This window comes from Micromonospora sp. NPDC050495 (assembly GCF_040655175.1).
Taxonomy (GTDB): Bacteria; Actinomycetota; Actinomycetes; order Mycobacteriales; family Micromonosporaceae; genus Micromonospora.
Window position 1 is genome coordinate 97,113 of the sequence record NZ_JBFAJK010000020.1, and the last position, 8,901, is coordinate 106,013.

The window sequence follows — 8,901 nt, forward strand, 5'->3', positions numbered from 1 at the left end:
CCCCCGTGCCGACCATCTCCCGCAGCGACCTGCTCCTGCCCGCCGAACCCGGCCAGCGCGCACTCGCCCGCGAGCTGTACGCCCTGGCGGCCGAGCAGCCGATCATCTCCCCGCACGGGCACGTCGACCCCGCCCTGCTGGCCGAGGACCGCCCGTTCCCGGACCCGGCCCGGCTGCTCATCGTGCCCGACCACTACCTCACCCGGATGCTGCTCAGCCAGGGCGTGCCCCCGGCCGACCTCGGCGTGCCCAGCGTCGACGGCAGCCCGGCGGAGACCGACGGGCGGACCATCTGGCGGCGCTTCGCCGCGCACTGGCACCTGTTCCGGGGCACCCCGTCCCGGCTCTGGCTGGAGCAGACCTTCCGGGACGTGTTCGGGGTGCACACCCCGCTCTCCCCGGCCACCGCCGACACCGTCTACGACGCGCTGGCCGCCCGGCTGGCCGAGCCGGAGTTCCGGCCCCGGGCGCTGTTCAGCCGGTTCCACATCGAGGTGCTCGCCACCACCGAGTCGCCCCTGGACGACCTGGGCCAGCACGCGAAGCTCGCCGCCGACGGGTGGGGCGGCCCGGGCGGGCGGGTGGTCACCACGTTCCGCCCGGACGACGTGGTGGACATGGAGTTCGACAACTGGTCGGCCAACGTGGACCGGCTCGCCGAGGTCTCCGGGGAGGACACCGGCACGTACGCCGGTTACCTGGCGGCGCTGCGGCAGCGCCGGGCGGCGTTCGTCGCGGCCGGGGCCACCTCCACCGACCACGGGCACCCGACCGCCCGTACCCTCGCCCTCGACCCGGCCGAGGCGGCCGCGCTCTACGACCGGGGCCGGCGCGGGCGGGCCGACCCGGGCGACGCCGAGGCGTTCCGGGCGCACATGCTGCTGGAGTTCGCCCGGATGTCGCTGGACGACGGGCTGGTCATGCAGCTGCACCCGGGCGCGGTGCGCAACCACAACCGCTGGCTGTACGCCCGGCACGGCCGCGACGTGGGCGGCGACGTGCCGCAGGCCACCGAGTACGTGCACGGCCTCGCCCCGCTGCTGGACGCGTACGGCAACGAGCCGCGGCTGCGGGTGGTGCTGTACACCCTGGACGAGGACACCTTCACCCGGGAACTCGCCCCGCTGGCCGGCGGCTACGCCGCCCTCTACCTCGGCGCGCCCTGGTGGTTCCTGGACTCGCCGGAGGTGCTGCGCCGATTCCGCGAGGCGGTCACCGAGACCGCCGGGTTCTACAACACCGCCGGGTTCGTCGACGACACCCGCGCGTTCTGTTCCATCCCGGTCCGCCACGACGTGGCCCGCCGGGTCGACGCCGGCTTCCTGGCCCGGCTGGTCGCCGAGCACCGGCTGCCCCTCGACGAGGCCGCCGAGACCATCGTCGACCTGGCGTACCGGCTACCGAAGCGGGTCTTCAAGTTCGGGGAGAGCTCATGACCACCATCACCGACGTCACCGTGCACGACGTACGGTTCCCCACCGCCGCCAGCGGCGACGGCTCGGACGCGATCAACCGGGGCGACTACTCGGCCAGCTACGTCGAGCTGGCCACCGACGGCGGTCCGACCGGCGCCGGGTTCACCTTCACCAACGGCCGGGGCAACGAGATCACCTGCGCGGCCGTGCACGCGCTCGCGCACCACGTCCGGGGGCGCACCGTCGAGGAGATCGCCGCCGACCCGGTGGCGTTCACCCGTTCGCTCACCGCCGACGTGCAGCTGCGCTGGCTGGGCCCGGAGAAGGGGGTGATCCACCTGGCCGCCGGGGCGGTGGTCAACGCCGTCTGGGACCTGCGCGCCAAGCTGGCCGGCAAGCCGCTGTGGCGGTACCTGGCCGAGCTGCCCACCGACGACCTGGTGGCCGCCGTCGACTTCCACCACATCACCGACGCGCTCACCCCCGACGAGGCCGCGGCCATCCTGGACAAGGGGCGCGACGGGCTGGCCGACCGGCTCGCCGTCCTGGAGCGCGACGGTTTCCCCTCGTACACCACGTCGGTCGGCTGGCTCGGCTACCCGGACGACAAGGTGCGGTCGCTGACCCGCGCCGCGTACGCCGACGGCTGGCGGGCGGTGAAGATGAAGGTCGGCGGCCCGCCCGAGGACGACCTGCGCCGGGCCCGGATCATCCGGGCCGAGATCGGCCCGGACGCACTGCTCATGATGGACGCCAACCAGGTCTGGGACGTCGACGAGGCGATCACCGCGATGACCGCGCTGGCCGAGGTCGACCCGTACTGGATCGAGGAGCCCACGCACGCCGACGACGTGCTGGGCCACGCCCGGATCGCCCGGGCGGTCACCGAGTTGACCGGCGGCCGGTGCCGGGTCGCCACCGGCGAGGTCGCCGCCAACCGGGTGATCTTCAAGCAGCTGCTGCAGGCCGAGGCGATCGGCGTCATGCAGGTCGACGCCGCCCGGGTCGCCGGCGTCGACGAGGTCCTCGCCGAGCTGCTGATGGCGGCGAAGTTCGGGGTGCCGGTCTGTCCGCACGCCGGCGGCGTCGGCCTCTGCGAGTACGTCCAGCACCTGGCGATCTTCGACTACCTGCGGGTCGGCGCCAGGCTGGACGGCCGGATGGTCGAGTACGTCGACCACCTGCACGAGCACTTCGTCGACCCGGTCCGCACCCGGGGCGGCCGTTACCTGCTGCCCACCGCCCCCGGCTACAGCAGCACCATGCGGCCGGAGTCGATCGCCCGGTTCCGCTTCCCGGACGGCCCGGCATGGCACTGACCGGCGGCGCCGACCGGCTCGGCCTGGCCACCCTGCGCCGGCTGCCCGTCGAGTGCCGCCCGCTGCTGCGCCCCGGCACCGTGCCGGCCGGCATCGTGCACCTGGGGCTGGGCGCGTTCCACCGCGCCCACCAGGCCGTGCACACCGAGGCGGCGGTCGGCGCGGCCGGCGGGGACTGGGGCATCATCGGGGTCGCGCCGCGCAGCACCGGGGTGGTCGAGGCGCTGGCCGCGCAGGACGGCCTGTTCAGCGTCACCACGCTCTCCGCCGAGGGGGCGGCCACCCGGGTGGTCGGTGCGCTGTCCGGGGTACGGCACGCCGCGAGCGACCCGGCCGCCGTGGTGCGCCTGCTCGCCGACCCGGCGATCCGGATGGTGACGCTGACCGTCACCGAGAAGGCGTACCAGCTCGACCCGGTCACCGGGGCGCTGCAGGCCGATCCGGACCTGCTGGCCGACCTGACCACCGACCGGCCGCCGCGTACCGTGCCGGGGCTGCTGGTGCGCGGGCTGCTCGCCCGGGCGGCCGCCGACGCCGGCCCGCTCGCCCTGGTCAGCTGCGACAACCTGCCCGCCAACGGCCGCCGGCTGCGCGGCCTGGTGACCCAGGCGCTCGCGGTGGCCCGGGTGCCCGACGCGGCGGCCTGCTGGGTCGCCGAGCAGGTCAGCTTCCCGGGCACGATGGTCGACCGGATCGTGCCGGCCACCACCGCGGACACGTTGGACACCGCCCGGCGGGCGCTCGGGGTGAGCGACCTGGCGGCGGTGGCCGCCGAGCCGTACTCCCAGTGGGTGATCGAGGACGACTTCCCGGGCGGGCGGCCCGCCTGGGAGCGGGCCGGGGCGGTGCTCACCGACGACGCCGGCCCGTGGGAGCGGCTCAAGCTGCGCTCCTTGAACGGGGTGCACTCGGCCGCCGCCTACCTGGGCGCGCTGGCCGGCGCGGAGACCGTCGCCGAGACGCTGGCGCTGCCGCGGTTGACCGCCGTGCTGCGCCGGCTGGTCGCTGAGGACGTCGCGCCCAGCTTCGCCCCACCGCCGGGCGTCTCGGTGCCGGACTACGGCGAGGAGGTGCTGGGCCGCTTCGCCAACCCGGCGATGCGGCACCGCACCCTGCAGATCGCCATGGACGGCTCGCAGAAGCTGCCGCAGCGGGTGCTGCACACCATCACCGACCTGCGGGCCGCCGGCCGCTCGGCCCGGTGGGCGTCGCTCGTGGTCGCCGCGTGGATGCGCTTCCTGCTCGGGTACGCCGACGACGGCCGTCCGCTGCCGCTGGACGACCCGCTCGCCGAGCGGATCCGGGCCGCCCTGGCCGCCGGCCGGGACACCCCTGCCGGGGTGGTGGACGCGCTCTTCGCCCTGCGCGAGGTCTTCCCCGCCGAACTGGCCGCCGACGACGAGGTCCGCGCCGACGTGACCGGCTGGCTGGCCGCGCTGGAACGGCACGGCGTCCGGGCCACCCTGGCAGCTGCGACGTGACCGACGGGGGGCGGCCGCCGCGGGTGGCGCTGGTCGGGGCGAACGGGCACGGGCGGTGGCACCGGCGGGCGATCGCCCCGCTGCACGCCGCCGGCCGGCTGTGCCTGGCCGGCCTGGTCGACGTCCGGCCGCTGGAGGAGGAGCCGGCCGCCCCGGTCCCGCCGCAGGCGCGCACCTTCACCGACCACCGGACGATGCTCGCCGCCGTACGCCCGGACGTGGTGGTGGTCTGCACGCCGCCGCACACCCACCTGCCGATCGCCCTCGACGTGCTGGCCGCCGGCGCGGACCTGCTGCTGGAGAAGCCGCCGGTGCTCGACCTGGCCGAGCACCGTGCCCTGGCGGGCGCGGCGGCGGCCAGCGGGCGGGCGGTGCAGGTCGGCTTCCAGGCGCTCGGCTCGGCGGCGCTGGCCGAGCTGACCGGGGCGCTGGCCGCCGGGCGGCTCGGCGCTGTCAGCCGGATCGCCGCGGTGGCCGCCTGGCGCCGCCCCGACGGCTACTACGCGCGGTCCCCCTGGGCCGGCCGGCGATCCCTCGACGGCCGACCGGTGCTCGACGGGGCGCTGGCCAATCCCCTCGCGCACGCGGTGATGCAGTGCCTCGCGGTGGCCGAGGCGGTGACCGGGGCGCCGGTGCGGCCGGCCCGGATCGAGGTGGAGCGGTACCGGGTGCGTCCCATCGAGGTGGACGACACCGCCGTGCTGCGGGTGACGCCACGGGGCGGGCCGCCGGTGCTGGCCGCGCTCACCCTGTCCGGCGAGGACTTCGTGCCCGGCGAGGTGATCGTCACCGGCGGCCGGGGCCGGGCCGTGCTCGAATACCCGACCGACCGGCTGCTGCTGCCCGGCGAGCCGGCGCCGCGCGTGGTGCCCGGCCGGCGCGGGCTGCTGGAGAACCTGCTCGACCACCGGGCCGACGGGACGCCGCTGATCGCGCCGCTGGCGCGTACCGCGCCGTTCACCGGGGTGCTGGACGCGCTGCGCGCCGCGCCCGAGCCGACCCTGCTCGGCGGCGCGCTGGTCGGCACGGTGGGCGACGGGCCACGGCGGGAGCGGGTGATCCGCGGGGTCGACGCGGTGCTGCGCGAGGTCGCGGAGACCGGCGCGCTGCCCTCCGAGACGGGGGTGCCGTGGGCGGTCGCGCCCTACCGGGTCGAGGAGGCGCCGCAACGGTAGTGCACATCCCGGCAGGGCCGGGTCCCGGGCGTTCCGGACAGATGCCCGCTTATCCCGGCCGGTACCGGCCGGGGCAATACCCCCCGCATTCCGCTATTGCAACAAACCTGCACACAATACGCATTGACTCTTATAAAAGAATGTCCTTACCGTCACAGATATCGGCCACCAAAAGCTGACAGGACGGTAATAGTCATGCGTAGAACAACAGCGGGCGTCGCGTTGCTCGCCGCCGCGCTCGCGGTGACCACCGCCGCACCCGCGCCGGCCGCCCCGGCCGGCGGGCCGCTGCCCCGGCCCGCCTGGGAGCTGGGCCGCCAGGCGCTGCCGGCGAACGACGGCTGGGCCGCCGAGGGCGCCGGCACCACCGGTGGCGCGGCCGCCGCCCCGGACCGCATCCGGGTGGCGCACACCCGCGCCGAGCTGGTCGACGCGCTCGGCGGCGACAACGCCACCAACTCCACCGACGCCACCCCCAAGATCGTGTACGTGGCCGGCACGATCGACGGCTTCGAGGGCCCGGACGGCGCCCTGCTGGACTGCGCCGACCTGGCCGACCCGGCGTACTCACTCGACGGCTACCTGGCCGCGTACGACCCGGCGGTGTGGGGGCGGGTGAACCCGGACGGTCCGCTGGAGGCGGCACGGGTGCGCTCGGTGGCCAACCAGACCCGGCAGACCCAGCTCAACGTCGGCGCGAACACCACCCTCGTCGGGCTGCCCGGCGCCCGGCTCACCGGGCTGACCCTGATGATCGACAAGGTCAGCAACGTGATCGTGCGCAACCTGACCTTCGCCGACGCCCGCGACTGCTTCCCGGCCTGGTCCCCCACCGACGGCGACGCCGGCAACTGGAACTCCCAGTACGACCAGATCTCGGTACGGCGCAGCGAGCACGTCTGGGTCGACCACAACACCTTCACCGACGGCGACAACCCGGACGCCGCCCAGCCGCGCTACTTCGGCCGCCCCTACCAGGTGCACGACGGGTCGCTCGACGTCACGCACACCGCCAGCCTGGTCACCGCCAGCTGGAACCGGTTCGTCGGCCGGGACAAGCTGATGCTGGTCGGCTCCTCCAACACGGTCGGCCCGGACGTCGGCCGGCTCAAGGTCACCGTGCACCACAACCTCTTCGACGGCGACCTCCAGCGGCTGCCCCGGGTCCGCTTCGGCCAGGTCGACGTGCACGAGAACCACTACCGCCTCGGCGGCCCCGGCTTCGAGTACGCCCTCGGCGTCGGCGTGCAGTCCGCCATGTACGCGGAGAACAACTACTTCACCCTGGCCGGCGACGTCGCCCCGGCCGACCTGATCCACGACTGGGGCGGCACCGCGCTCACCGAGCGGGGCAGCTGGCTGCGGCAGGGCGCCGACCGGCCGCGCCCGGTCGACCTGCTCGGCGCGTACAACGCGGCACACGACCCGGACCTCGGCGGCGACGCCGGCTGGACGCCCACCCTGCGGGCCGCCCCGGTGCTGCCCACCCCGCTGGTGCCGCTCGTCGTGGACGCCTTCGCCGGCGCCGGCCGGCTGCCGCGCTAGGCGGCCCGGCCAGCACCGCACCCGCCCCAGCGCGGCCCGCACCCGCCGCCCGCCTCCCCTCGTCCGGTCCCGGGCACGTCCGTCCCGGACCGGCCGGAGCCGGCCGCCGACCAGCCCGCGGCGTCCGGCCCGCACCACCACGGCACCACCCCGCCCACCACGTCCCCGGGCCTCGCGCCCACCAGCACAGGAGGAAGCACCGTGCGACTCCGACACCACCATCGAGGTCTGCTGGCCACGGCCGGCGCCGGCCTCACCGCCGTGCTGCTCACCCTCGGCATGGCCGGCAACGCCGCCGCGGCCACCCTGTTCACCGACACCTTCGACGACGGCAACGCCGACGGCTGGTCCAAGTCCGGCGGGGACTGGTCGGTGGTCACCGACGGCTCCCCCGCCTACCGCCAGGGCAACAACGCCAGCGAGCTGGCCCGCGCCTTCGCCGGCCAGACCAGCTGGACGGACTACCGGGTGCAGGCCCGGGTCAAGCCGCTGTCGTTCAACGGCGGCAACCGGCTGGTCGGCCTGGCCTCCCGCTCCACCAGCTCGACCAAGATGTACCGGCTGGCGCTGACCAACGCGGGCCGGGCCGAACTCCAGATGGTCAACGGCAGCCAGCTCAGCGTGCTCGGCTCCACCGCACTGGCCGTCACCACCGGCACCTGGTACACGCTGCGGATCGAGGCCACCGGCAACACGATCAAGGGCTTCGTGAACGGCGCCCAGATCGGCGCCGGCACCGACCCGGCCTATTCGGCCGGGCGGATCGTGCTGGTCACCGCGTACGCCAGCGCGGTCTTCGACGACGTCGTGGTGGACGGCGCCGGCGGCACCCCGAGCACGCCGCCGACCACCTCGTCACCGACCGCCGCGCCGACCACGCCGCCGCCCACCACGCCCCCGCCGACCACGGCGCCGCCGACGACCCCGGCGCCCACCACCGGGCTGGTCGGCTGGGCCGCCCAGAACGGCGGCACCACCGGCGGGGCCGGCGGCGGCACCGTCACGGTCAGCGACGCGGGCGCGCTCGCCAACGCGGTGGCGGGCGACACCGCGACCACGGTACGGGTCAACGGCGCGTTCAGCTGCTCCACCGAGATCCGGGTCGGCTCGAACAAGACGGTCATCGGCGTCGGGTCGAGCGCCGGCCTGACCGGCTGCGGCCTCAACCTGCGGGACGCGCGCAACATCATCATCCGGAACCTGAGGATCGCCAAGGTACGCGCCGGCGTCGGCAACGGCGACGCCATCCACCTGGACAACTCCACCAACGTCTGGATCGATCACAACGACCTGTCCAGCGACACCACCAGCGGCACCGACTACTACGACGGCCTGCTCGACATCACCCACGGGTCCAACTTCGTCACCGTCTCCTGGAACCGGCTGCACGACCACGTGAAGTGCTCGCTGGTCGGGCACAGCGACAGCAACTCCGGCGAGGACACCGGCAAGCTGAAGGTCACCTACCACCACAACGCGTTCAGCAACTGCTTCCAGCGCAACCCGCGGGTCCGCTTCGGCAACCCGGTGCACGTGTTCAACAACTACTACGTGACCACCGCCAACCCGTCCTACAGCTACGGCATCGCCACCACCTGCGGCGCCGGCGTGCTGGTCGAGGGGAACTACTTCGAGAACATGACCGACCCGACGCACGTCGGCGAGGGCTCCTCGCCGGCCGGCAACCTGGTCGAGCGGAACAACCTGTACGTCAACTCGGGCACCCCGCAGACGGCCGGCAGCGTGGCCGCCGTCCCGTACGCCTACACCCTGGACGCGGCCAGCACGGTGAAGTCGACGGTCACCGCCGGCGCCGGCACCGGCCGGATCAGCGGCTGACCGTACCGGCTCCGGGCCGGCGTCCCGTCGGGGGGTGGGCCGCCGCCCACCCCGACCTGGCACGCTCGCTGCTGCACTACGCCGCTCACTGGGACCCCTACGGAACATAGCCCGCAATGGCGACAGG

The 8,901-nt window shown here is 74.8% G+C and carries 6 protein-coding genes; all 6 read left to right on the forward strand.

Translation table 11 applies throughout. The annotated features are described in order from the left end of the window. Window positions 1-5 precede the first annotated feature (5 nt). Window positions 6-1,436: a glucuronate isomerase gene (gene uxaC, locus AB0I11_RS20415; protein ID WP_357322468.1), complete on the forward strand. Its 1,431-nt coding sequence runs from the start codon at window positions 6-8 to the stop codon at window positions 1,434-1,436. Then, window positions 1,433-2,734, forward strand: coding sequence for an enolase C-terminal domain-like protein (locus tag AB0I11_RS20420; RefSeq protein WP_357322471.1), 1,302 nt, complete (start codon window positions 1,433-1,435; stop codon window positions 2,732-2,734). The genes uxaC and AB0I11_RS20420 overlap by 4 nt, the downstream gene beginning before the upstream one ends. Further along, entirely contained in the window at window positions 2,725-4,215 is a 1,491-nt protein-coding gene (locus tag AB0I11_RS20425) for a mannitol dehydrogenase family protein (RefSeq protein WP_357322474.1), read from the forward strand. The genes AB0I11_RS20420 and AB0I11_RS20425 overlap by 10 nt, the downstream gene beginning before the upstream one ends. After that, window positions 4,212-5,390: a Gfo/Idh/MocA family oxidoreductase gene (locus tag AB0I11_RS20430; protein WP_357322477.1), complete on the forward strand. Its 1,179-nt coding sequence runs from the start codon at window positions 4,212-4,214 to the stop codon at window positions 5,388-5,390. The genes AB0I11_RS20425 and AB0I11_RS20430 overlap by 4 nt, the downstream gene beginning before the upstream one ends. A gap of 195 nt (window positions 5,391-5,585) precedes the next feature. Then, window positions 5,586-6,935: a pectate lyase gene (locus tag AB0I11_RS20435; protein ID WP_357322480.1), complete on the forward strand. Its 1,350-nt coding sequence runs from the start codon at window positions 5,586-5,588 to the stop codon at window positions 6,933-6,935. A 201-nt stretch (window positions 6,936-7,136) separates the two neighbouring features. Further along, complete coding sequence (locus AB0I11_RS20440; RefSeq protein WP_357322483.1) at window positions 7,137-8,774, forward strand: family 16 glycoside hydrolase; 1,638 nt, start codon at window positions 7,137-7,139, stop codon at window positions 8,772-8,774. Window positions 8,775-8,901: the final 127 nt, after the last annotated feature.

Excerpts from the sequence above, each read along its gene's own strand:
- AB0I11_RS20420 (WP_357322471.1), top strand. The coding sequence starts at position 1,433 with ATGACCACCATCACCGACGTCACCGTGCACGACGTACGGTTCCCCACC.
- AB0I11_RS20425 (WP_357322474.1), top strand. The coding sequence starts at position 2,725 with ATGGCACTGACCGGCGGCGCCGACCGGCTCGGCCTGGCCACCCTGCGC.
- AB0I11_RS20435 (WP_357322480.1), top strand. The coding sequence starts at position 5,586 with ATGCGTAGAACAACAGCGGGCGTCGCGTTGCTCGCCGCCGCGCTCGCG.